The organism is Undibacterium sp. KW1, assembly GCF_009937955.1.
Classification (GTDB): domain Bacteria; phylum Pseudomonadota; class Gammaproteobacteria; order Burkholderiales; family Burkholderiaceae_D; genus Undibacterium.
The window spans coordinates 4,274,331-4,297,549 of the sequence record NZ_AP018439.1; the positions used below are offsets into that span (position 1 = coordinate 4,274,331).

Here is a 23,219-nt window from a genome sequence, read left to right on the forward strand (position 1 = left end):
GCTGTTTTCCAAAAATAAAGTCTTGAAATGGCAGCGTGACCAAGGACTTCGTTAAATTACGTACTGAATGAATACATTTGACATTTTGCACCCCGGCCCTTGGTTTGGGGAAAAACCTGAATCGTTGGATGCGATCAAAAGTCTATCCTCAGATAACGAGGAGGCCAGATTTTTTGAAATATGCCGTCGCTTAAAATGTGGAGACTTTACGGCTAGATCCGAACTTGAGAGATTTATTCTTTCATGCACTAATGAAGTTGTAAAACGGCTCTCTATAAGGCTCTATTGTTATATTGCCAGACATCAGGATATAAGTTTTCTTGGAAATTTATTAGCGAGCTGCACGCACGAAGAAGTATTTTCAATTGTGATTTATGCGCCACATACGTTGTCGCTTCAAATCGTTCCGTATCTTTTTGCTTTACTTGAAGAGTATGAAAGCACATCAATTGAAGAGAATATTCTTTCTTCAATAAATAAAATATGTCCGTTCGAATACTATGGTGGACGAGTGAATATTGCCGAGCTTGGAGAGCGGTTTGCAGGGTTTGCGAAAAAAATGAATTTGGAAAATTACTACTACGATGGAGCTGAAGCTTTTGCAGGTAATCTAACAAAAATTTTGATCGAGACCGCGGCTTTAGCCAGACAAGGAAAAATGTCTTTCCCGCTTACAGACGTGCCGACATTATTGTCTATTTGGAGTGGTGAAAAGTGTCCGCTGTTCTACGGCGAGCAAGTTGCTGATAGTGATTTTGAAAGTGTCATAAAATTCTCAAAACATATTGCCTCTATGCGTTGGATTCGCGGTAAAAAATATTTTTACGGATATCTAATTGAATAGACGTGCTAGCCGCTGTTTGGTGCTGCTCTATTCCGGAAAGCAAGGTTACGTAAGGTGCGTTGTATCGCACCCTACAGGCTGCCTATATGCCCCAAAAGCGTCTGTACAGTAGATATGGGACAGCCATTTGTTTGGTTGGTTGGAGGACAGGGGGTACCTTGGCAGTCCTGCAGTCAACAAAATCCAGCTAGTGATTCGCAATGGCAATCAAGTGATTGCTGGTTATCCAATTCGTTAAGGTGAATATGTACTTTGTAAAAGATAGCTGTCCCGTATGTCGAACAGGGATCTTAGGGGTTCGGCGTTGTGCAGATGGAAAAAACCTTGTTGTAATGTGTGAAGAATGTGAGTCCGTGTGGGCATCTCCTGAACTAATCTCGATATCGAATGCGCTAGATGCTGCTCCCCAAAATTTCGAAGTAGCAGAAATTACAGTCGCTATTGCAGGCAGCGCGGCAGGTTGGTCTAACCACGAAGAGATTGTTGCGAAAGGTTGGGAAGAATATATATCGGGTGAGCTATAGTAGTTTCGAATTAATCTGACAGCGCGTACGGTGCGTTACAAAGCACCACATGAAGGGCATGAAAATACCTGAAGCAGGCTCATCCAGATAGATACTTACTCTGCCCTAAATCCGTCGAATGGTGCGTTGTAACGCAGCCTACTGGCTATCTTTCGGGCAGAAGTCTTCAAACTTCTGGCGGTGACATCCGGGATACCGAATCAATATCTACTGAAGCTTGAAATTTAGAAAGTAAGTCTATCGTTTCCCTTGACAATGAAAATCCGCACGGAAATTCATTGTCATGAAATTCGCAAATGATCGTCACGTGAAAATGTGAAAATGCACGGACTTGATTGAGCGCAAGAAGTATCATTTCATACTCTCGCAAAAGGGGCACTATCGAATCTGTTGGAAACGACGTATACGATGCTCTACGGGGAGTGCGCCAATCCCAAGACTTTGGGCTGCAGGAAGATTTTAATTTACTACCCATCTCATATACAATCGCTTCAGAAAGGCTAACCTTCATCGAAAAATTTTTTATTATTTCTTCGGACGCAATTAATCCAATATATAGCTGGCTCCTCACTATTCATTCTTTCATAAAGATACTGGCTAATCCGAGTAACGTGGACTGGCTTTTTCGACCAATTCGATGGCGTCAGTGTCAACAGCAATTGCGTGAAGTTCCGTCGCCCCGTCTTGCCTTTTCCAAGTCAGACTTACCCAAACCAGACCATCTTCATAGACATCAAATACAGGCAAGACTTGGTCAAGCATTGACGAAACATCGGTATGCTCATCTCCAGCCAATCGCTTCAGGATAGAAGGACGAATACGTAATAAACGAACTAAATCATCATTCTCAACAATATTGCCAAATCTATCTGATCCAAGGTATTTTTTCATTTTTCTCAATTTTATTAGGATTGTAATTGTGAAAGTGGGGTCAGGTTTTACATTGCGACATTTATGGGTTGTTTGTAATCTCTGACTTACAAGTACAACTCCAACATGGTTCTCGTGAAAAATCAGGACTTTTTCTCAAATGCCCGCACTACCCTACTCACAGTGACATAGTCAGTAGGGTGCTTTATAACGCGCCCTGCTGGCCGACCGCAAGATCCAGTCCGATCAACTCCACAATTGTAATGAAAGATACCCACAATTTTGAATAGTGATAACGTCAGCAGGATCTTATGCAGATTTGATGTTACGCCAGATGCACATCTGGCCTAAACTTTATGATTGAGAATCAATGCATTAAGTTCTTCTTCAAAATGGCATGCAGCCACAACTCTAAGCCCAATCGCCCTTAATGCCGAAATGAATGAAGCCAATGAATTTATATATAACCGAGGGTCAATATTTTCATCATCAGGTTCTATTTCAAGATACAGTGGCCATTCAACAAAGTCATCTGGGTCTGCCATCATATTTGCATGCTCATTGACAAAAACATCTGCAGTAAAATACGAGCTATGCACCGACCTCATCTCAATTTCTCCACCAAGTATTACAGAAATAAGTTTTACTAAAGAGATGTAATTGATATTCCCATTTACGTAAGCTTTACAGTAAAGATCCAGAGAGATGGACATCTCATTATGATGTTCGGCGACTTGGCTACCTGCGCCAATGGGTAACACTGTCTTTTGGCTGGCCCCAATCGTTGGAAGTGAGGTGCCATGTGAGGACTCAACAACGGAAGCTCTCTTGGTTCGGCCATAACGCTGAACAAAAAAATACACGGAAACGGCTATCAGCACGAAGGCAATCTGAATAGCGCCTTTCACTACACCGCTAGTTCTTTGTTCAAGAAAAGTTACAACGGGCAAAAGCAATAACAGGCAGCCAAATGCCGCAACTTCGCTGAGAGATTTAATTTCGGTCCAGAAGCGCCTTTTCCGCCAGAGCCATTTGGTACAACGCATCGCAAGAACGGCTATCGCAATAATGATGACGGAGGCAATAGCATCGCGAATGGGGGATGTTCCATAGCCGAGCATCATGATGGGCATGGTAAAGCACACGACCATAAGAAAAGCTGAGATCAGGGACAAAGTGCGCAGAATAAAAGTCATGAAAAGACCTAACTTTGTTATCAGGAAACAGGTTTAGCGCTTACCATCGCCACTTGCTTTCGTCATATGGCTCTGTAAATTTTATAAACGCGGGGTGCGTTGTAACGCACCTCACTTGCTGAGATATTTCTCGATTCTGGAGTAGCTGTGCTAATGAGAAAATTCAAGTTTATGTTCGCCAGATACACATGGGTGAAGCTCCGACTAGCGCAACCACACGTTATAGCAAAAGGCACGACGGCATTTTGACACAAGGGTGTGATGGCGTGGTAAATAGTGAATCAATCAAGCTTAAGATACATTTTTTGAACATAACTTCTGTTCAACGCCACGATCAATTCTAATTAAACATCCATTAGGTCTAGATATAATTCCGGTTGTCGCAACAATTTCTGGAATCAACACATCTCTTCCACAAAAACTTACACTATTCTGCTTAAGATGAGATATCCAGCGATTGGATGTGTCTTTTTCAAAAAACTGGATATCTTCAGTTTTTCCAGCCTTAATTTCGTAGCATCTTGTTTTCAATTCTGATCTGCATAAATGAATGGATTCATTCAGCGCATTTTCAATAGTGACCAAGTATTCTATTTTGTGCTCGCGAAGACAGGCAACCAGTCCAATACAAAAAAAGAACGCTATTTTAGGGACTCTTTGAAATAGAGATAAGGTTTTTAATATCGTCATGACTCGCCTTAGTTCTTTCATCTTGTTCAGCGCGTGGGGTACGCTACAACGCACCACATGAAGGACAGAAAAATACTTGAAGCAGGATCCCCCGCATAGATACCTTCCCGGCCTGCATCTGTCGAGCGGTGCGTTGTAACGCCCCTACCGGCTGCTAACGTCTATGCCTTGCTTTTTTTGCTTGAAGATGTCTTCAATTTTTGAGCCGGGCTGTCAAATTTGGCCAGTTCCTTTTCCATTTCTCTGGCCTTGTTTGTTTCATCGAGTTTTCTATAAACAGTGATGAGGGCCTTGGTGCACCGGATGAGAGGGTCTTTTTTGTTTCCCTGCAAGGCGGTATTTTTTTCGTAGGCCAGTTCATAGAATTTTCTGGCATCCGGGAAGTTGGCTTTTGCCAGGTAAATTTCTCCTAGTTGCTCGTAGTAAGCGGGCAGTTCTTCATATCCATAGATTGATTCATCCTTGAGCAGGTTGATCAACTTGAGATATAGTTCTTCAGCAAAATCTGTTTTGTCATTGATTTTATAGACGTAGGCGAGATTTGCCATGGCGGAAGTCAACGATGGGTGTAACGGAGTGAAAGATTTTTCTGCGATCTCATAGGCAGTCAGAGAATGGTCCTCGGCAAGCTTGAATTCCTTTTTTGTTAAATACAGACGAGTCAGATTGCTATGTACCTGAAAATCGAGCCTACCGTAAATTTGACTGTTTTTATGCGATGCCAGAATTTGCGTGTAAAGGTCAAGCGCTTTGTCCAATTGAGATTGTGAATGGAGGACTTCTGCCAAGGTCAACATGGTTTTGAGCTGGTTGTGCTCTGTTTCTTGGTGCTCACGCAAGAGCTTGTTCAATTCTATTGAGGGTCCATACTGCGACTTTATTTTTGTTTGCAGCTCGTCGCGTCTGGCGTTAAAAAATCCCAATCTCTTTTCCGCATTACCAATCGCGTCCTTGATATTGCCCTTCTTGTAGTCGGCGACGACGTCCTGATCATACAAAGAAGCGATCCTGGAAATCATCGGGGTAGTGTTGTCTAATCGTGCGATTTTTTCAAACGTCTTTTCGCCTTTGAGGAAAGAATTCGCCAGATATTGACTGGCTGCCAGCAGATACAAGTTTTCCAACAAGAAGCCTTTGTTGTAGGAATTATTTTGCTCCATAAGGTTGATACTTTGTTCAAAAAACAAAGCGGCATTGCCATAGTCATTGATCGAAAAGAATGATTCGCCCATCAAGGAATTGGCTTCGGCCTTTTGCGCAGGTGATAATTGTGAGCCTGGGTTCTTTTGATCCAGCATCAGTTTCAAGTTTGCCTGCGTCAAATCAAATCTTTTGTTCTCTAAATACAATTTAGCGAGGTCGAGTTGAAATTGCATGTCTTGCAGATGAAAGGCTTCATTTCTTTTTGCAATGGCTGATCCCAGCAGTAAATAAGACTCGGCATATTCACACCAACCTTTTTTTATCAGCCCTTTTGAAGCAGTATCGATTTCTGCAATTGCTACGTCTGCTTTGCTCCAGTTCATCAGCGCGGTTTGATGTCTGCGTATAGCCTTTTCTGCGGTAGTAACATCTGATATCAGCGTTCCAAGAGAGAATGCATGCAGGCGTCTTAATGCGTCGATGGAGTCATCGCTGATAGATGCCAGCTCAGACAAATTTCTGTCTGATATATCTTTGCTCACGCCTGCTGCCCTGCGTATCTGAACTTTGCAATCTTTGCCGGTCAGCTTACCTTGGTCTTGTGCCTGAGCGGCGCTAGCTGTCATCGTACAGGCTAGCAAAAAATAAGCTATCTTTTTCATTCTATTCTCCAGACATACTGGAGTAAGTGTTTTTGCTGAAAAGGCTTGCCATTCTTGGAGTACGGGCGATAGATGCATTTCATGATTGCCTGATAGGTTGCATGATCTAAATTACGGAATCCACTGCTCTTGCTTATTTTCCCGTCGATGACGCTGCCGTCTTTACCTATGATCAGGTCAAGCCTGACAATCCCTGTTTCTTCGTTACGCAAAGAGGCTCTGGGGTATTCTGGCTTGCACTTATTCATCGTAAGTGCTTCACCTCCAACCTCTTCATCGAGAAATGCAGGCTGAAAGCCACTGTTTGCCGGTGTATCGGCATAGCTAATGCCCGCACAGCACAGCAGAATGCCAATGGCAGGCAAGGTAGATACAAATTTCATGTGCTATCCAATAAAGGTCAGGGAAAGATTTGACAATGTGGGGCTTGTATCAGGATAAAGTGGGCTGATCAATTTTATCCTGACACTGTGTACTGGCAACTGACTGCTCAGGTATCAAGGCGCATCCCGCGCAGGCATGGTCTCAAACACCGCCTGATAACGCGGATCTTCCTTGCCCTTGGCTTTCCAGTAATCATAATATTCCGGATAAGGGATGGGGTGCAGGCGTTGCAGGGTCTGCATGCTGCGGGCGGCTTTTTTGGGCTGGCCATTAAGTGCATAGACTTCGGCCTCGATATTGAGGATGTGGACAAAGCCAAAGCGCGGTGCCCAGGTTTCGATATAGTTGATCTCTTCTGCCGACATGCCTTCACGTGGTTTGATGCGGGTCAGTTTGAAGTATTCAAAGAACTGCGGGAACAGGGTGAATGCCGGTTTTTGCAGGAATTTTTCTTTCGATTCAAAACCTGAGCTCACGTCGCGTATGGACTTGAAGCCGGTGACCACACGTTGATAATCGAGGGTGATGGCCGCCATCAATACGCAGCCGATGACAAACCCACTTAGCACAATGCCGGGCCTGACTACCGTGCCCGCAGTTGGCCAGCGCAATTGATGCACCATGCCCATGAGCACACCTACAGGTAGCAGCACAAAGGCATACCAGAGTGGGAACTCGACCATGCTGTGCACGCCGACGGCAAACAGGCTGAGGGTGCAAAACTGCAATGCGGCGCTTTTGCCTGGGGATTTTTCTGTTCTGATGCAGGTCTGGTAAAACCACCAGCACAGACCACCCATGATGAGGATAGTGGCTGGCCAGCCGAGCTCGGCAGCCAGGTTCAGCGGCAGGTTATGGGCATGCTCGGCATAGGTGCTGGAGGTAAAGTCTGCTCCGACGCTGACCTGGCCTGGGCCAAATCCAAACCAGCCCACGCCCAGCCATGGGTGTTGTGCTGCAAGTTGCCAGGCGGTTTGCCACAGGCCGGTACGTTCAGAGCGGCCACCCACGTGGTCAGCCACGGAGCCGCCAGAAAACCCTATGGCCTGGCTGATTTGCGGTAGGCAAAAGGTCAGCACGGCATACAGGATGAGCAGGGCCAGCATGGCGATGATGACGGGTGTGCCCTTGCGTTTGCTAGCGCCCAGCTTGCCCGCTGTGTAGGCAAAAAACAGTGGCACCAGTATCCAGCCTATGCGCGATTGCGTCAGTACCGCCCCCCATAGCAGGAGCGCAGCGATGGCAATCGAACTAAAACCAGAAAATGTACGTGTGCGGTAAAAATGCCAGAGCCCTGCCAGCGCGAAGAAATACAACAAAGCCAGCTGATTGGGTTGCGCCACGTTGGCATAGGGGCGCATGGCGATATGCGGGTCTTTGGCGATATACATGACGAACGGCGTTGCATCCAGCCCCAGTATCTGGATATGCTGGAACACCAGCGACAGGGATGCTGCCAGCAGGCTGGCGAGGGCAATCGCGGTCACCGCCCTGTCGAGCCTGGATTGCTCAAGCGCGAGGCTGCTGCCAAACACCATGGCCAGCGCAAACAGCAGCAGGTAGAGGATGGGGAGAGCAACAAAGCTGGCTGGCGTTATCATGCCCAGCGCCACTTGCAGGAGAATCAGCAGGATGATCCCGCCAGGCAGAGCAAGCAATGCCGGAAAGCGTAGACGCACTGCTGCTTTAGGTGCAGATAAAGATGCAGATACCGGGCGGACGACGAAATACGCCATCGCGCCAAGCAGTCCAAGGCAGATGATCAGGTCGTGATAAAAAGTTCTGTATGGATGGATATGATAAGGATGTGCGTAGCTGAAAAAAATCGCTACCGCAAAAATGATCAATGCCAGCTTGCCTTCCTTTACGGATGCCATTCGGGATACATTTCAAGAATTGGCCTGGCATGACTCTCTGAGTTTTGCTGAATCATGCAGAACTACGCAGAGTCGGGCCAGGCCGGGTAAGTACTACATTTTGAGAGTGAGCGGCATGATACCCTTGTAAGCCGCTGTTTTTGCATCAACCACGACTGGGAAGGTGCTTACCCTTATTTTGATTGCTTGATATTTACAGGTTTTTTCGTCGCAATCATTGGCTTTGAGCCAGGCCTGTATGTCTGCTTTTTTGTCTTCATTGTCTTTTTCCAGCGCATCAAAATCCTCGGCATTTTTGAGGATTTCATCCTTCATGTCAGCATAAGGGATATGCAGGTGTGGCATGTGCCCCTTGCCACCGCCGACAGATTCCATGGCCTGCGCCGCGCTGATATCAACATACTCGGTTGGATCTTTCACGCCGACCAGTTTGGGCCCCCATAATGGAAGAGTGGTTTTTGCCTTTGCGAGGTTTCCATCCGTAATTTCTGAACATTGTATTACCTGGAAAGATTTGCCCAGCGCTGCGATATAAGCAGGCCGTGCTTCAAGCAGGGTGCTCACGCCATACACGAAGGCTGACATCTGTAGAACAACAATAACAAGCAAATCCAGCACCAGCCACTTTTTCTTGGGGTTGAATACGACCAAAGTCAACGCCGGCCCCAGCACGACGTCTATACCAACAATAAGGAAAAATATTTCATAACCGCCTATAGCTCTTAACATCGGCGTCGGATACCACATGTACCAGCACAGCAGCAGCAGGCACAGGCCCACCAGACAACTTAAAAAGAAATGTGTCGCACCAGCACGATAACGGGAAATAGATGTATTTATCATAATAGTTGACGAGAATCGAAATTAAACTCCGGCGACCAGATCCGGGCTTGTTGGATCAGATCCTCCGGGCATTTGCCACAATCACAAAAAGCACGCTTATTCTAATGAGCTTCTCTTGCTTGATCAAGGCTGGCGGGGGCTGCAAGACAGGTAAAAGCCAGGAACAATGTTCGGCCCACCATAAATATTTTCATTAAAACAACATCATTGCAGCTTTTCATACGCAATCTGAACTGGACTTTCTACCCTCTTGCGCGCCTTCGCCATCCAGATTTTCAACATGAATGAAATAGAATCCGTACCCACCTCCGGTCTAAGCAAGTTCCTGCGGTGGCTTAACTTCAATACGCACTGCTTGCTATCAATGCTACTGACCAATGTTGTAGCAGTCTATTGCTGCCACGGTCTGGGTAACACAGAGTGAGCAATTGATCTTACAAGACCAGGCCACCATGACACAATTCAATCAGCATCAACAGAAGTTACAGGGCATTTCTAAAGAACAGAAAAAATTACAGGAACACGACCTGAAGAAAAGCAATGCTGCCTTTGATACACTGAACAATACTTTCCAAAAATATGAACCTGAGAATACATGAAAGTTTATCTCGACGACGAAAGAACAACCCCGGATGGATGGGCGCGCACCTACTGGCCGGAAGATACAATCGCCTTGCTAAAAACAGGTGAAGTCACTCACCTGAGCCTCGATCATGATCTGGGCGACGACGAACACGGCACAGGCTACGACGTGGTGTTATGGATAGAAGAAGCGGTCATGACGACGGGCTTTATACCGCCGCAGGAGATGTGCGTGCATTCGGCTAATTCTTCTGCCCGGCAAAAAATGGAAGCGGGCATACAGAGTATTTTGAGGCATCTGCAAAAGACTTAGCTAGCTGTCGCCAGCTTCACGGGCAAGACAAAACTCACTTTGGTCCCGAGCATTTTGACCTGCAATTTCCAGATGATCTTGATCTCTGTGCGGCCCAGGTTGCCACTGGCTGGCAGGTCTGCAGGCAGACGGAGCGTGAAATCCAGTACACCTGTGCCGTGGGCGATGTGGCTGTCCTTGAACTTTTTCGACCACAAGATTTTTGTGCTTGCGTTCTCACCGCTACGATCTTCATGGGTACAGACGACCTCCAGTGCCAAAGGGTAAGTCTCAGCAGAGCGGCGCATGCCATGCCCCAGGCCTGCAATGAAATACAAGGTGACTGGCACATCGCTGCAACCCGGATACAAGGGCTGCGTCAATTGCAATAACAAGTCACCCAGGCGCTTACGCAAGTAAACCTGCCCGCATCCATAAACCAGCAGCATGATACCCAGTGCCGGGGAAAGTATCACCAGATACTCTCCTGTGCCGCAGCTACTGGCACATGCTCTGCCTGTTAGCAAGGCAAAAGCAGTACTGACAATCAGCAAGACAATGGAGGCAACGACAATCTTATGATCTGCGCTTTCAGCGTGTATATACTCATCGGTTTGGCCCTGCCTACTATGGTTGGCGACCGCTAAAAATGTGCTCATGAGCACCCCAGCGCCGCCGCTGCCTGCGCCTGTTTGAAATAGCGTGCATAGCCGCAGGCGTCTTCGCCGTACAAGTCTTTCTTGCTGCGGTCTGCGCCTGCCAGTTGCAGGAAGCTGATCACGTCCAGTCGATTGTATTGGGCAGCAATCATCAGGGGTGTAGAACCACGGCCACCATCGAAAGTCTGGTCCATGGCGACTCCGCGTTCATGCAGGAAGCGCAGGCTTTTCAGGGCGCCTTTGTAGGCGGCGTAATGGGCGGGCGTCCATACCTTGTTACCTGGACGACTCAGGTCAGCACCGGCGTCGGCCAGCATTTGCACGATCTCGATACCGTCATTGTGAATGGCGGCAAACAGGGCGCTGCGTCCTCCATTACCATCGGCGTCCACTGGAGTCATTAAATCGACTTGCGCGCCTTTTTGCAGCAGATAACGCACTTTGGCAATGTCATTGTCATCAGCCGCCTGCATGAGCAGGCTACGCCCGCTTGCATCCCTGGCGTTGACATCGCCGCCGGCATCGAGCCTGGCTTTTAACTGCGCCAGGGTTTCTATGGCTACATTGTCGGCCCCGGCGCTACTAGATCCTGCCAAGTTCCGCAGGTCATTCAGGTCGAAGATAAAAAATACCGATGCCACGACAGGAATAAAAAAGATCGCAGAAAACCAAACCCAGCGCCTGGTCTGATTACTGTTGTCAGTTGGTGCTTGAGGCAGCCCATAAATGCGCTGCTCATGACTGCGGTATTGCTTGGCGATGAGGTCGCGGGCATTGGCCTTCTCCCCCAGCCCTTGCTGTACGGGCAGCTTGAAGACCAGGTCGGCCCCAAGGATATTAAGCTGCAAGTTCCAGATCACTTCAATGTCTTTATGCTCTTGCTTGCCACTGGCGGGCATGTCTGCAGGCAGGCTGATCGTAAAATCCATGCTTTGCGCACCATGCATGACAACTTGCTCGGCAAGCGTTTGCTCCCATAGTCTCTTGGTAGTAGTGTCTTCTCCCCGCCGGTCCTCATGCTCGCAATGGATTTCTGCCTTTACCATGTAGTGACTGGCTCCAGTAGCCATGCGTTGCCCGAGAGGTGGATCAAAATGCAGGCGCAAGGATAAATTCTCTATGCCGGTATGAGGCTGTTTAGCCAGAGTCAGTCGCGGCTTGCCCACACGCCAGCGGGAATAAGCCAGCCAGACCGCACCCGCAATCATCAGCACACCCAGTGCGGGGAACAGCAAGACCAGATATTGCCAGTAACCATGGCTCGCCCTGTCCATCATGAAAAGGCCAGCAATTGGAAAACTGATCAAATTCCAGAACAGGGCAAACAAGCCCAGACCACCAGCGCCGGATGGTGCGGGATGTAATTCTTGCCAGTCAGACTTTCCTGTGGCACTGGCGAAGCCTGGCAGCCCTGGCGTGGTCTCTTCATCGTCATCACGCCTGAACCATATCGCCCAGATCGCCCACAAGGCACCCAGGCTGACAGCCGGGAACAAGGTGGCGAAAGGGATGAGGAAAATCAGACGTTTGATGTGCAATTGCCTGTCATACGCGGCAAAGGCAGGGTCTTGCGGGTCTATCCAGAGGGTGACGCTTTGATCATTGCTGCGGGCTTGCAGCAGGCTGGCATGGGTACTGCGATTGTAGCCGTTGTAACCATCGCTGCTATCGCCGCCGACACTGATACGTTTGCTGCGATAAGTCTTGCCGTCAAACTGGTATACAAACTCGGCATCAACTGAGTAGCTGGGGCCATCTTCAGAGCGATGCTCACGCAGCTCCAGCTTGTCGATTCTGGCCTGCACCGCCACCATGTTACCGGCGCGCCACCAGCCCTGCAACTGCTGGGCCATGGGTAAAACCCCACCGTACCATCCGCCCAGACCAAAACCAACTACAAAGATCAAGGCAAATAAACTGCCACCTAATTGACTGACTATTTTTTTTGTTTTTATCATGGCTGCAATGTAGCAAACCGTTTTGCGCACTGCAATATCTGCGATGCAACACTGATGGTTACTTGCAACAGGCTGTTTTGCGGCAATAATGTCATATTGCCGTCATATTCAAGAAGTAAAAATCACACGCTCAAATTAAAAACCAGCAGTAAAGCTGGTTTTTTATGACAAACAAAGCCTGGAGTAATTAACCCAGCCAGCCTGCATACTCTATGCCGTTCTGTATCACCCCGATGACCAGAGCCTGATTTTCTGTACTTTCGCAAAAACTGGCAAGCGCCCCGGCTGGTGTAATTGCACCGCTGTTAAGCGCATTGGCCCAATAATCAAAACCTGCCTTGTCAGGTGTACGGTGCAAGACATTGTTATAGAAATTGGTGATCAGGGTCGTGGTGCTGGGATTACTGCCATACAGTTTCTGGAACTCGGCAGAAGAGAAGAAACCTGCTGCCACCGTTGTCAAACTGGACCCATGTTCCATATCATTGATCCAGTAGCCGAGGCCAGCAAAATCAGGCTTGCGGTCAAATGCCGCCTGGTATAAACGGTAAGCCTGGCCCGCGATGCCCTTGACATCAAAAGTCACATAGTGACGATCATCAAACTTGAGCTGCTCGACATTCAACAGTGTATCGGTACCCAACTGCCCGGTAGTATCCTTGACGCTGACCGTGTTGCCGGACTTGGTAATGGTGTATCTTGATGCAGTACCGCTATACAGCGCCAGGTCATTACCCGCACCGCCATCTATCGTATCGTTACCACCCGCACCCGAGATCAGGTCATTACCGGCCCCGCCCAACAGGCTAACGCCCGTGTTGCCATAAGCATGCAGGTATTCGACATTCGCATAATTGACTATCGAGGCATTGAAATTGACCCAGACAGTATCAAAACCCTCGTTGGCAACTTCGATGATCTTGTCGAGGCTATTGTCGAGCACATAGTCATCGTCGCCCCTGCCGCCCATCATCAGGTCATTGCCGTCTCGGTTGTCTGCCAGCCAGTCAAAACGGTCATCACCATCGCCACCGATCAGCGTGTCGTTACCGCCACCACCTTCAAGACTGTCGTTGCCTGCATCGCCATAGATAACATCATTGCCACCCATGCCACCGAGCAAATCGCTGCCGCCACCACCCCGGATATTATTGGCCAGATCATTGCCCGCGATAATGTCAGCAGCGGCTGATCCTATGGCATTTTCATACTCGCCATAAAGCCAGCGCAAACTGACGGGGTCACCACCATTGACGATGGTATTTGACGCATCGTAATAACTCATCGCTACACCTACCAGGTGCGAGGCACTGACGATCTTCACGCCCATCTCAAAATAAGCGCCCTGGGTGTACATCGATAAATCAACCGTATCAACACCACCTTTGTCAAAATAGGTGCGGTAACCGTCGGTGCCAGCGACTATCGTATCGTCACCGCTGCCACTGGTACCCTTGCCTTCGCCATAGGCCTGCTGCAAAGCAATCACATCCAGGATCATGGGTGTAAACGCGTGCAGAAATGATGAATGGTTCTGGTCATCATAAGACATGATGGAAAAATATTCCTTGTACATGTCCTTCGCACTTTTGATATTAAAACCCAGGGTATCAAAACCCAGGTACTGGGTCGCGGCATAATCACTGGTGATCACAGGCACGCCGTTACTGTAAGAGCTATGCGGGTGCGACAGGCCCAAAGAATGCCCCAGTTCATGCATCAGGGTCTGGGTTGCCACCGTGGTCAGGTCCAGTGAATAATCGCCACCAAAATCGGGCGAAGCCTGATTGAGCACGATATCACCGGCCCCACCCACATAGCCAAACAATCTGTCGTCATTGGCACCTGATTTGGCGCTGTAGCTGACATTCTTCAGATTCTGCCAGTTGATATTGATGTCCGACAAATTCGCCTGCCCGACCACTGCAGGCGTCACCAATGAATAACCGCCATAAGTGTCATAATCCACCACGCTGGAAAACGACAGATTGGCAAACTGCGAATAGATATCCAGTATCGCACTGATGTTATTGATCTGCTTTTGCGTCCAAGGATAATCACTGCCCCCCTGCATCACATCATTGGTAAAACTATCCGACACCGAGACACGGATATATCCAGACAAGATGTAATTAATCAGGCCAGGCGCAACCCCGTCAAAATTGAACATGGCCCGGGTAATCGGGGTCTGAGGGAAATAGGGTATGTAAGTCGCCATGGTATTTTTCTATCAGTTCGCAGTTTGAATTTTCCGGATATAAAGGGTGCACATCAACAGTGAATTCCGCTTTGGCATTGTAATCTCAGCGGCGGTTTCAACGGCGCAGATACATCCCCCTACCCCGCCCACACCGTATACACTATCCCATTCTGTATCTGCCCTATGACTTGCGCCTGGTTTTCTGTGCTTTCACAAAAGCTGGCGAGTGCAGCGGCGGGGGTGATCAGGCCCTTGCTGAACTGGTTGGACCAGTAATCAAAACCTGCCTGGTCCGGTGCGCGGTGCAGGACGTTTTGATAGAAGTTGGTGATCAGGGTATTGGTGCTGGGGTTGCTGCCATACAGTTGCTGGAATTCTGCTGACTGAAAAAAACCAGCGGCCACCGTGGTCAGGCTGGAGCCCTTGTCCATGTCTTTGATCCAGTAACCCAAACCGGCCAGATCAGGCTTGCGGCCAAATGCGGCCTGGTAGATGCGGTAAGCCTGGCCAGCGACACCGTCGGTATCAAAGGCCAAGGCAACATCGCTGAATTGCAGGCGTTCTACCTGGCTCATGGTGATGGTACCGTCATTGCCGACATTGTCTTTCAACACCAGGTTATCGAGCGTACCTGATCCGTAGTAGTTGGCGAGTTTGCCTGACAAGACCAGGGTATCAAGCCCGCTGCCGCCAGAGATGCTGTCATTGCCGCCGCCACCGATGATGGTGTCATTACCGGCACCGCCAGAGATAGTGTCGCTGGCGCTGGTACCAGTCAGGTAATCAGGGCCTGCCGTGCCATTGATGTTGAGGCCGGGGGCAACAAAATTACCGATAGTAGAAAACTGGTAGCTGCTGGTGCCCGCATAATTATAACCAGCCAGATCCTTGATGCTGCCATCGGGGATACTGAGACTGTAGGTGGTGTCATAGGACAACGGGTTGTTCGTGTGTATCGTCAGCTTATTGCCAGTCAGGGTCAGGTTGGTGCTGAAGGCCGCATCAAAATCGGCAACAGTTTTTCCTGTACCATCCTTGAGCAGGATGTGGCCAGAACCACGCGCAATCTCTTCACTGAAAGTGACCACGATATCGCTATTGATGGGTACGGACTTACCAGACTGCGTAGGTGAAAATGATACTGCTGTCGGCGCTGTGGTATCACCCTGCCCCACTATGCGGATAGAAGTATTGATGCCCATTTTCTGTAACTGCGCGGCATTATAGACGTTGACATTGCCTGCCATGTCAGCCACTTCTATGCGTGTGACATTGTAATAGCCATTCGGATTATTGCCCGCGATGGTAAATGTCTGATTGGTCGTGCCATCGACCCAGGGGTCCTTGAAACCACCGAGTACTAGACCAGCATACAGGCTGCCATCGGTTTTTACATCATGGGTCAGTGGCGGATCAGTAATGATGGAAACATAGCGCACGCCCGATTCATAATCCGTGGCAATCGCTTTCATATCTATGATCACATCACCCTTGACCAGGTTGACGACGGATGGAATATTGATGGAATTGAGTACAGGCGGCTTCACGTCGTCCTTGACCACGGCATTGCTAAGACCAATCACATAGTCAGCATTGGTAGTGCCAAGATTGCTGACCTTGACAAAAAAGCCGCCGTGATTATAGCCACCTGAATAGATGAACTTGATGCCGTCATCGTTATAGGTCTGCGCAATGGCGGGCGTCAGGTTATACAGTATATTGCCTGCGCTGTCGGTGATCTCTATCTTGACACCGGCATAGGTAGAGTCCCAGGTATTGCCACGGTAATTGTTCAGGGCATCATTCGACACGACGATAGAATAAATACCCGGCCCATCCAGGTCCAGCTCATACCAGTCTGTTGTGTCCGTAGCAGACAATTTACCAAATGAGCGCTTGCCATTGCCCAGCTTGTAAACAGTGCTGCGGTTAAATGAATCGATGGTGATGGTTCTTTCATCCGCATTCGAATTCAAACCGTAAACATAGGACATAAAACTGGCCTTTAAAGATAAAAAATGGTGGCGACTTCATTCAAGCCATCAAAAAAACAAAGGATGCTATTCAAGCCGGCCACACTATATAAGCGATGCCTTTTTGAATTTGCCCTATGACTTGCGCCTGGTTTTCTGTACTCTCACAAAAACTGGCGAGTGCACCGGCGGGCGTAATCAAGCCCTTGCTCAACTGGTTATTCCAGTAATCGAATCCTGCCTGATCCGGGGCGCGGTGCAACACGTTTTGATAAAAATTGGTAATCAGGGTATTAGTGCTGGGGTTGCTGCCATACAGTTGCTTGAATTCTGCCGACTGGAAAAAACCTGCAGCCACCGTGGTCAGGCTGGAACCCTTGTCCATGTCCTTGATCCAGTAACCTAGCCCTGCCAGATCAGGCTGACGGCCAAATGCAGCCTGATAGATGCGATATGCCTGCCCGGCGACGCCATCAATGTCAAAGGCAAGCGCGACATCGGCAAATTGCAAGCGTTCAACTTGCGTCACATTATCAGTGCCATCATTGCCGACATTATCTTTAACAATAAAATTGCCCACCGTGCCAGTCAGCGTATAGTTCGCGCCTTTTCCTGAAAGTACCAGGGTATCGAGACCACTACCGCCAGCAATATTGTCATTGCCAGCGCCACCCAAGATGGTATCGTTACCTGCACCAGCTGAAATATTGTCGTTGCCGCTGGTCCCGGTTAAATAATCATTGCCAGCAGTACCATTGATATTGGCGCCAACTGAGACAGGATTGACTATCGTTGAAAAAGAATAGCCGGTGGTGCCTGCATAGCTGTTGCCAGAAAGGTCCTTGATACTGCCACCACTAATGCTGATGCTGTAAGTCGTGCCATAGGACAGTGCGGCACTCGGATGTATTATCAGAGTGCTGCCTGAGATACTCAGATTGGAGCTGGACGAAGCATCATAATTCGCGACGATATTGCCCGCCGCATCCTTGAGTACAATACTGCCGATGCCACGTTGTATGGCTTCGCTAAAGCCGAGGATGATGTCACTGTTGATTGGTACAGCCGTGCCGGATTGTGTGGGCATGAACGACAATACCGTTGGTGGCGTGACATCCAGCAAGGTGGTACGTGTACTTAAATTCAGCACATAATCCGCATTGCTAAAACCCAGGTTGCTCACCTTGACATAAAAATCGCCATGGCTGTATGAGCCGGTGTAGCTGAAGTTGATGTTGCCATCCAAACTGGATCTGGCGATGGCAGACTGGGTGCCAGACAACACATTGCCATTGCGGTCAGTGATTTCTATCTTCACACCGATACTGGAGCTGGTCCAGGTATTGAAAAAGTAGTTATTGCTACTATCGGTCGATACAATCAGATTAAAACTGCCAGGTCCATCCAGATCAAGTTCATACCAATCCGTTGTATCAAAAGAAGACAGCTTGCCGAAAGAATTTCTCCCCAACTGCACCCTGAATATCTGGTTCACACCACTTGAATCATAACCATAGGTTTTTTCATCTGTAAAGGAATCAACACCAACGAGATAGGCCATGCCACTGTCTTTCAGAGCTAATAATTGGAAAAGGCATATTTAGCCCAGGTTTTATTGCTTTTGCTTTGCGCAGGAACAGATGTAAGTGAATGTAATATTCTATTTCAAATTTTACATTCAAGGTGAACTGAAATAGTTTTCACTCATCAATTTGAAAGTAAGTTGAAAGCGAGCGGAAATTTTTGTGATGCCTGCAACGGAGGCGGCAATAACACTGATGAAGAGGGGGATAAGGAAAAGAAATGTTTGTATGCAGGATGCAAAGCACGGACTGCCAGCGCAGTGGCTGAACAAAAGTCCGGCAATTTTTCTTACAGCTTTGTATTGGTGAAGTCAGATAAAACGAGGAACAAGTATTCCACAAGTATTCCGTCAGCAAAAGTTGAAATGAGGGCGACGCAATTCAGGCCGCCCCACATTTCAACTGATTTCATCTAATTTCATCTACTGTCATCATATCAACCCACCCACATCGTATATACAATGCCCTGCTGTATCTGGCCCAAAACCTGAGCCTGGTTTTCTGCGCTTTCACAAAAGCTCGCGAGTGCAGCGGCAGGTGTAACCAGACCCTGGTTAATCTGGCTGGACCAGTATTCAAAACCTGCCTGGTCTGGTGCGCGGTGCAGGACGTTTTGATAGAAGTTGTTGATCAGGGTCGTGGTGCTGGGGTTGGCGCCATACAGTTGCTGGAATTCTGCTGACTGCACAAAGGCAGCCGCGACAGCATTGAGGCTGGCGCCTTTATCCATGGCCTGTATCCAGTATCCCAGGCCTGCCTGATCAGGCTTGTGACCAAATGCGGCCTGGTACAGGCGATAAGCCTGGCCAGCTACACCGTTAAGATCAAAGGCCAGCGTCACGTCGGTGAATTGCAGGCGCTCTACCAGGCCGACTGAATCGCTGCCATCATTACCCACATTATCTTTGAGGATGAAATAGGCAGGCGTGCCAGATACCGTGTAGTTGGTCATTTTGCCGGACAAGACCAGGGTATCTAGCCCGCTGTCGCCAAAGATGCTGTCATTGCCGGGGCTGGCGATGATGCGGTCATTCCCCGCACCTGCCGAGATATTGTCGTTGAGATTGCTGCCCGTCAGTACATCATTACCATCAGTGCCGTTGATGGTCAGCCCGACCTGGGCCGGATTGGATGCAGTCCAGAAGGAATACGCACTGGAGGCACTGGAACCCGCATAGCTATTGCCAGCCAGATCCTTGATACTGCCAGCGGGCAGGCTGATGGTGTAGTTGGTATCAAATGCCAGCGCCGTACCGGGATGTATGCTCAGGGTATTGCCTGCAATGCTGATACCGGGGCCAGCCGCATCAATGCTGGCAGCAATATTGCCTGCACCATCCTTGAGAACAATCTTGCCCGTGCCCGCCTGTATGGCTTCGCTGAATGTGAACACCAGGTCACCATTGACCTGCACTACATTGCCTGTGGCTGCCGGGGTAAATGAGAGCACGGTCGGTGGCGCAGTGTCTGCTGTCGCCAGCACGCTGATGGTGGTGTTCACCCCCATGGCCTTGAGTTGTGCTGCTTCATAGGTGGTGCTATTGCCCGCATTGTCTATCACCTGCACGCGCAGTACATGATAGTCGCCGGGTTTGTTGTTGCTGGCGATGGTATAGGTCTGGCTGGATAAGCCGTCTGACCAGCTGTCATCCTGTCCATCAATCACAAAGGCACTCAGGGTGCCGCCATGTATCTTGACATCATAGGCGATGAAATTATCAAGCTCTATCATGACGCTGGCAACACCCGAACCGACGTCGGTCGCACCAGCCCTTATAAATAAGGGCGCATTGCCATTCGCCAGGTTGATGCTGGCCGGGATGATTAGGGAATTGAGAACAGGCGGCGTGGTATCAACGGCTGCCTGGATGATATTCAAACCGGATTTGAGACCGGATGCGTGACGTACACCGAGGGTATCAAGATTATCTACATTAGCCATTTTGCTGACCTTCATTAAAGGCTTCAATTAAAGGGCGGATTCAAGTTCGAAGTGCAAACGCATCTTGAAATCAGTGACCTGCCTGCGCTCGCCGTGTTTCATGTCTGCTGCAAGCATCACTATTGCATTTAAGTTACGTTTAAATTGTAGTTAAGTTGTAACTGAGTTGTAGCTGAGTTGTAATTCAGCTGCACCAGATTGCGCCCCCAAAAAAACTGACTCATGCAAAATTGTGAGAACGAAAAAATGATGTCCTGTGCTCGTGTTTCATGCCCCTGTCGAAATAGGCTATGGGCTTATAGTCCGCGGCAGCACATTGTCTTGTAATGAAAGTCTGCGTTTTGCTATGAAAACCATTTATTTCCTTTGGCCGCCGCCGCTTTAAGATTCATTAAAGTCAGAATTGATAATTTGGAGCGTTAATTGAGGAGTTTCTTCGATTTTCTCTGAACGATCCACCTTCAAGTTGCAACGCATGATAACTGTGAATCGGGCGATCAAGGATGACATCAGCAATATTCTTGTTATTCAGGGCCATATGCCCGGCATGAATGGGGGCTTGGCCATTGAGTAGCTGTTGCGGGATTAAGATGGTCCGGTGCCGCCAAGGCCAGGTTAATTTCGCAACAGTCCTTAAAATTGTTTTACCAGACGAGTAGCAAGTCTAAGATAGCATGCCAACACTTCTTCACAGCCGCTGATGTGCACTCGAGCTATCTCGTTGCTACCGCATCGGATTGACCGGGTTGCCAACCGCCACCCAGTGCCTTGAATGCGGCGACCGCAGCACGGGCTGATTCGGTTCGCGCTTGCGCTTGCATATCGGTGGCGCGTAGCAAGTTTTCGTCGGCTTGCAGGACTTCGATCAGGCTGACGACGCCTTTCTGGTATGCCGCATACGAGGCACCTCTCGCCCGACTAAGCGAGCCGACACCTTGAGTAAGTATGTCAGCCTGATCCTCACGCTTGACCAGGGCCGAAAATGCATTTTCTACGTCTTCGGTAGCGCTTAGCACGGCGAGCCGATAAGCCGCCAGCGCTTCGGCTTCTTGCCCCTTGGCCAGATCAATCTGTGCGTTGATGCGGCCAAAGTCGAACAGACGCCAGCGAAGACCCAGCACGCCTGCTGCCTGACTTGCACCGCTGGTGAACAGGTTGCCGCCAGACACCGATGTCGCGCTGCCTATCATTCCACCAAAGGAAAGCTTGGGATAGTACTCGGCAATCGCCATGCCGATACGGGCGTTCGACGCAGCCAGGCGACGTTCTGCCACGATCAGATCGGGCCGACGCCTGAGCAAATCACCTGGCGCACCAGTGGATGCGATCTGCGGTGCAACTGGAATAACACTCGCATTTGCCAGCTCAAGCCGGTAGGTGCCAGCCGGTTTGCCTAACATGACATCCAGTGCATTCATGGCCGTATCCAAGCCTGTTTCGAGGATAGGCACCGATGCCCGCACTTGGGCCAGCGCAGCTTCGGCTTGTCGTACTTGAAGTTCAGCCGTCAGTCCCTTGCCATATAGCAGATTGACGGTGGCGAGCAGGTCTTGTTGCGTTTGCACTTGTTTGCGAGCGATGTCCAGGCGGGCTTGCAGTCCGCGAATACTGATATAGATGTCGGCGGTTTGTGCTGCCACCGCCAGTCGTGTCGCCGTGGCTCCCGCTTCAGAAGCCTGATATTCAGCAAGTGCCGCTTCCCGACCGCGACGCACACCGCCGAATACATCCAGTTCCCAGCCTACGCCGAGGTTAGCCTCGTAAGTGTTGCCGTGGCGATCGAAATTGGGTTTTGAATTCAAGACTTGTCCCAGCGGTGTTTCAACCGACTGGTAGGCGCGTGCGCCCTGGGCATTGATGGTGCCGGAAGGCAGCAACGCAGCATTCGCGGCGCCAAGCCCTGCTTGTGCCTGAGCGACACGAGCGGACGCCTGGGCAAGATCCAGATTTTGCGCCAACGCCAGTGTTACAAAGCGGGTCAGTTGCGGATCGCCAAATCCCTCCCACCAGGCGATGAAGTCGGCGGAGGCTTTGGCATGCCGCTGCTCAATCGCAGTTTGCCCCAGGTAGCGGTCTGGCATAGCGGGGGCAGGTTGACGGTAATCCGGTCCGACAGCGCAACCCGCTGCAAGACTGGTGGCGATGAACATCAAGAGAGAGCGTTTGATCGACATGAGCATCTTCCGGGAAGTGAAAAGGGGCGAAGCATTTAGTGACTATATCACACATTGGTCACAAGTTGTGCAAACCAAATTTAAGAGGTAAGCTATCGAATATGAGCAAAACAACCACCACAACTACCACAGTGACCGCGCATCCGAGCACAGCCCGGGGTCCGGTCGATCACGAAGTGCGGGATCAGATCATCATTGCGGCTACCGGGCACTTTCGCCTGTATGGCTACGAAAAGACCACCGTCTCTGACCTTGCCAAGGCCATCGGTTTTTCCAAAGCCTATATATATAAGTTCTTCGAATCCAAGCAGGCCATTGGCGAACTGATTTGCGCAAATTGCCTGCGTGAGATTGAAGCGGATGTCAGAACTGCCGTTGACGGGGTCAAGCACCCGCCAGAAAAATTACGCCGCATGTTCAAGACTATCGTCGAATCCAGCCTTCGCCTATTTTTTGAAGACCGCAGGCTATATGACATTGCGGCCTCTGCTGCTACCGAACGTTGGGAATCCGTACGTACCTATGAGGAGCGGATAAAGCTCATGCTGGAAGACATTCTGCGTCAGGGGCGCGAGATGGATGAGTTTGAGCGCAAGACCCCGCTTGATGAGGCGGCGGCGGCGATTTACCTGGTGATTCGCCCTTATCTCAACCCATTGATCTTGCAGCACAGCCTGGATTCTACTGATGACGCGCCAGCTCATTTGTCCAGTCTGGTCTTGCGCAGTCTTTCACCATAAATACGAAAAATATGATGTGACTGTTGACAATATTAGTCACTAGTCCCAAAATGGGAATCCTATTCTGTTCTATATGGGATTTC

At 49.3% G+C, this 23,219-nt stretch carries 18 protein-coding genes; 4 read left to right on the forward strand and 14 right to left on the reverse strand.

The features are described from left to right. Positions 1-67 precede the first annotated feature (67 nt). A complete protein-coding gene (imm47, locus tag UNDKW_RS19170; RefSeq protein ID WP_162060003.1) occupies positions 68-844 on the forward strand; it encodes an Imm47 family immunity protein in 777 nt (258 codons plus the stop codon). A gap of 1,121 nt (positions 845-1,965) precedes the next feature. On the opposite strand, the gene UNDKW_RS19175 is transcribed toward imm47, so the two are convergent. The 7 genes from UNDKW_RS19175 to UNDKW_RS19205 all read right to left on the reverse strand — a co-directional run bounded on the left by UNDKW_RS19175 (position 1,966) and on the right by UNDKW_RS19205 (position 9,033). Further along, the gene (locus UNDKW_RS19175; RefSeq protein ID WP_162060004.1) at positions 1,966-2,259 is read right to left on the reverse strand and encodes a hypothetical protein; all 294 of its coding nucleotides are present in this window, start codon (positions 2,257-2,259) and stop codon (positions 1,966-1,968) included. A gap of 326 nt (positions 2,260-2,585) precedes the next feature. Then, the gene (locus tag UNDKW_RS19180) at positions 2,586-3,434 is read right to left on the reverse strand and encodes a hypothetical protein (RefSeq protein ID WP_162060005.1); all 849 of its coding nucleotides are present in this window, start codon (positions 3,432-3,434) and stop codon (positions 2,586-2,588) included. A 291-nt stretch (positions 3,435-3,725) separates the two neighbouring features. Beyond that, positions 3,726-4,124 (reverse strand): hypothetical protein, encoded by a 399-nt coding sequence (locus tag UNDKW_RS19185; protein ID WP_162060006.1) that lies wholly within the window; start codon positions 4,122-4,124, stop codon positions 3,726-3,728. A gap of 161 nt (positions 4,125-4,285) precedes the next feature. Beyond that, on the reverse strand, positions 4,286-5,929 hold the full coding sequence (locus UNDKW_RS19190; protein ID WP_162060007.1) for a lipopolysaccharide assembly protein LapB: 1,644 nt from the start codon (positions 5,927-5,929) through the stop codon (positions 4,286-4,288). Further along, positions 5,926-6,312: an energy transducer TonB gene (locus UNDKW_RS19195; protein WP_162060008.1), complete on the reverse strand. Its 387-nt coding sequence runs from the start codon at positions 6,310-6,312 to the stop codon at positions 5,926-5,928. Before UNDKW_RS19195 ends, UNDKW_RS19190 begins: the two co-directional genes overlap by 4 nt. Positions 6,313-6,426: 114 nt before the next feature. Then, the gene (locus tag UNDKW_RS19200; RefSeq protein ID WP_162060009.1) at positions 6,427-8,190 is read right to left on the reverse strand and encodes a PglL family O-oligosaccharyltransferase; all 1,764 of its coding nucleotides are present in this window, start codon (positions 8,188-8,190) and stop codon (positions 6,427-6,429) included. Between the two features lie 93 nt (positions 8,191-8,283). Beyond that, positions 8,284-9,033, reverse strand: a complete 750-nt coding sequence (locus tag UNDKW_RS19205) for a hypothetical protein (protein ID WP_162060010.1) — start codon at positions 9,031-9,033, stop codon at positions 8,284-8,286. A gap of 452 nt (positions 9,034-9,485) precedes the next feature. Here UNDKW_RS19205 and UNDKW_RS19210 point away from each other — a divergent pair, with 452 nt between their 5' ends. Beyond that, complete coding sequence (locus UNDKW_RS19210) at positions 9,486-9,632, forward strand: hypothetical protein (RefSeq protein ID WP_162060011.1); 147 nt, start codon at positions 9,486-9,488, stop codon at positions 9,630-9,632. Continuing rightward, positions 9,629-9,928 carry a cyclic-phosphate processing receiver domain-containing protein gene (locus tag UNDKW_RS19215; RefSeq protein WP_162060012.1) on the forward strand — a complete coding sequence of 100 codons (300 nt, stop codon included), beginning with the start codon at positions 9,629-9,631 and terminating at the stop codon, positions 9,926-9,928. Before UNDKW_RS19210 ends, UNDKW_RS19215 begins: the two co-directional genes overlap by 4 nt. On the opposite strand, the gene UNDKW_RS19220 is transcribed toward UNDKW_RS19215, so the two are convergent. From UNDKW_RS19220 to UNDKW_RS19250, 7 genes are all read right to left on the reverse strand, one after another. Beyond that, positions 9,925-10,566, reverse strand: a complete 642-nt coding sequence (locus tag UNDKW_RS19220; RefSeq protein WP_162060013.1) for a hypothetical protein — start codon at positions 10,564-10,566, stop codon at positions 9,925-9,927. The genes UNDKW_RS19215 and UNDKW_RS19220 overlap by 4 nt on opposite strands. Next, entirely contained in the window at positions 10,563-12,524 is a 1,962-nt protein-coding gene (locus UNDKW_RS19225) for an ankyrin repeat domain-containing protein (protein WP_162060014.1), read from the reverse strand. Before UNDKW_RS19225 ends, UNDKW_RS19220 begins: the two co-directional genes overlap by 4 nt. A 187-nt stretch (positions 12,525-12,711) precedes the next feature. Then, positions 12,712-14,742 carry a DUF4214 domain-containing protein gene (locus UNDKW_RS19230; RefSeq protein ID WP_162060015.1) on the reverse strand — a complete coding sequence of 677 codons (2,031 nt, stop codon included), beginning with the start codon at positions 14,740-14,742 and terminating at the stop codon, positions 12,712-12,714. A 119-nt stretch (positions 14,743-14,861) separates the two neighbouring features. Further along, entirely contained in the window at positions 14,862-16,718 is a 1,857-nt protein-coding gene (locus tag UNDKW_RS19235; protein ID WP_162060016.1) for a DUF4214 domain-containing protein, read from the reverse strand. A gap of 70 nt (positions 16,719-16,788) precedes the next feature. Then, entirely contained in the window at positions 16,789-18,258 is a 1,470-nt protein-coding gene (locus UNDKW_RS19240; RefSeq protein ID WP_162060017.1) for a DUF4214 domain-containing protein, read from the reverse strand. 458 nt (positions 18,259-18,716) lie between these two features. Next, the gene (locus UNDKW_RS19245; RefSeq protein WP_162060018.1) at positions 18,717-20,222 is read right to left on the reverse strand and encodes a DUF4214 domain-containing protein; all 1,506 of its coding nucleotides are present in this window, start codon (positions 20,220-20,222) and stop codon (positions 18,717-18,719) included. 713 nt (positions 20,223-20,935) lie between these two features. Beyond that, a complete protein-coding gene (locus UNDKW_RS19250; RefSeq protein ID WP_162060019.1) occupies positions 20,936-22,396 on the reverse strand; it encodes an efflux transporter outer membrane subunit in 1,461 nt (486 codons plus the stop codon). A 101-nt stretch (positions 22,397-22,497) separates the two neighbouring features. Between UNDKW_RS19250 and UNDKW_RS19255 the strand changes: the two genes are divergently transcribed. Then, a complete protein-coding gene (locus tag UNDKW_RS19255) occupies positions 22,498-23,136 on the forward strand; it encodes a TetR/AcrR family transcriptional regulator (RefSeq protein WP_162060020.1) in 639 nt (212 codons plus the stop codon). The last annotated feature ends 83 nt before the right edge of the window (positions 23,137-23,219 follow it).